The sequence below is a fragment of the Clostridium sp. genome (genome assembly GCF_018372875.1).
Taxonomy (GTDB): Bacteria; Bacillota; Clostridia; order Clostridiales; family Clostridiaceae; genus Clostridium.
The window spans coordinates 1-1,835 of sequence record NZ_JAHAIF010000097.1 but is presented as its reverse complement, the minus strand read 5'-3'; the positions used below and the strand labels follow the sequence as shown (position 1 = coordinate 1,835).

The 1,835-nt window shown below is 27.6% G+C and carries 2 protein-coding genes; both read left to right on the top strand.

Annotated elements, in window-relative coordinates; all coding sequences use genetic code 11:
• The first annotated feature begins 119 nt into the window (after positions 1 to 119).
• A complete protein-coding gene (locus KIB46_RS16230; RefSeq protein ID WP_291673256.1) occupies positions 120 to 806 on the top strand; it encodes a DUF1700 domain-containing protein in 687 nt (228 codons plus the stop codon).
• The gene (locus KIB46_RS16225) at positions 806 to 1,738 is read left to right on the top strand and encodes a DUF4097 family beta strand repeat-containing protein (RefSeq protein WP_156560279.1); all 933 of its coding nucleotides are present in this window, start codon (positions 806 to 808) and stop codon (positions 1,736 to 1,738) included. Before KIB46_RS16230 ends, KIB46_RS16225 begins: the two co-directional genes overlap by 1 nt.
• Positions 1,739 to 1,835: the final 97 nt, after the last annotated feature.

Below are 1,835 nucleotides of genomic sequence, written 5' to 3'. Positions count from 1 at the left end.
TAGGGGGTCGTTGTTTTTTTTATGAAAAAAACTTACGAAACCTTGATATATAAAGATTTAAAAAGAAAAGTAGTGTAAATAAACTTTACACTAACATATTTTATTAGGAGGCTTAGAATATGAATAAGATGGAATTTTTTAAGATTCTTGAAGAAGGTTTAATAGATTTTCCTGCTCATGAATTACAAGAAATTTTATATGACTATAAAGAACACTTTTCCAATGCACAATCTGATGGAAAAACAGAAGAAGAAATAATAGAGGAACTTGGTGACCCCTATACCATAGTAAATCAATATCGAAGTAGCTATATGCAAGTTTCTACCAGTAATACAGAATACGAAGATACTTATGAAGAAAAAGAATCTAGCAACAAAACATACACTAGTTATGATAATGATCTCAATGAAAAACACTCTAATAATAGTACTAATAACTCATCTAATTCCTTAATTAATACAATTCTAAAAATTTGTATGGTTGTTGGTTTGTTAATATTATTTTTCCCTATTGTAGTAGCAGGGTTCGCAACTATATTTGGAGTTGGAATAGGTTTATTAGCAATACCTTTTGCATTTAGTATCTCAGGAATACTTATGCTTTTAGGAAAATTCGGCTTTACCATTTTAGGATTTGGAGTACCTGCATTCTTTGCTGACTTCCCTACTTCAGTAACTGTTTTAATTACTATAGGTTCAGTTTCAGCTACTTTAATATGCTTCATTCTATTAATTTATCTTATAAAATTTATAGTTTTAATAATTAAAAGACTTATAAATAAATTATCAAATAAGGAGGGCATATAATGAGAAACTTTATGTCTAGAAAAATGAAAATTTTTCTTTCTATTCTTGCTATAATAAGTCTTACTTCTTATATATCTGCTGCCATTGTTCTTTATAATAGTGATTTTAAATTATCTAATTATATAAATAAATGGAATGATGATTTTAATTTTAGCTGGCACAATTATAGAAATATAGGCTCTTTAGAAAAAGAACTTTCATCTGATATTAAAACAATAGATATTACAACTTCATCAGTTGATGTAAAAATACAATTTTATGATGGAGATGTTCTAAAATTAGATGGTACTTCCTATACCTTAGGAGATATTACCATCTCAAATATAGTTACTGACATCTCTTCGTTAAATAATACATTTACAATAAATTTGAACACTAATGGATACAATGATATTAATATAAATATTTATGTTCCTTTAAGTTACAAAAATAATATTAAGGTCAGCTCTATAAGTGGTGACTGCGAAGTTACTGGTGGAGACCTTGAAAGTGTTACTATTAATTCTAATAGTGGAGAAATTCAACTAAAAAACCTAACTTCAAAAATATTAAAACTTCAAACTACCAGTAATGATCTAGATTTATCTGATATAAAATCACTTGATTCAACTTTAAATACTACAAGTGGTGATATTAAAGTATCAGTTTCTTCTCTAGGGGAATTATTTTCTTCTACATCTTCTGGAGAAACCGAGTTATATCTTAACAACTTAGGAAACAAATCTATAATATCTTCTACCTCAGGAGACATAGATTTATTTATAAATGAATCTATTGGTTATACCTTAGCATTTAGCACCTCATCAGGTAATATTGATAGTGATAGATTAATGCCTAACTTTTTAAATGATAATAACTACTCTGTAACTAATGGTGATGGTAGTAAGAAGGTAGAGGTAAAAACCACAAGCGGTGAATTCTATATAAGATAAAAGGGGCTGTCGCACTAAATAATTAGTGCGTAGCTCTTTTTTTGTAAAAAAAATAAATCCCAAACTCTACGAGTTTAGGATTTATGATAAAATATTC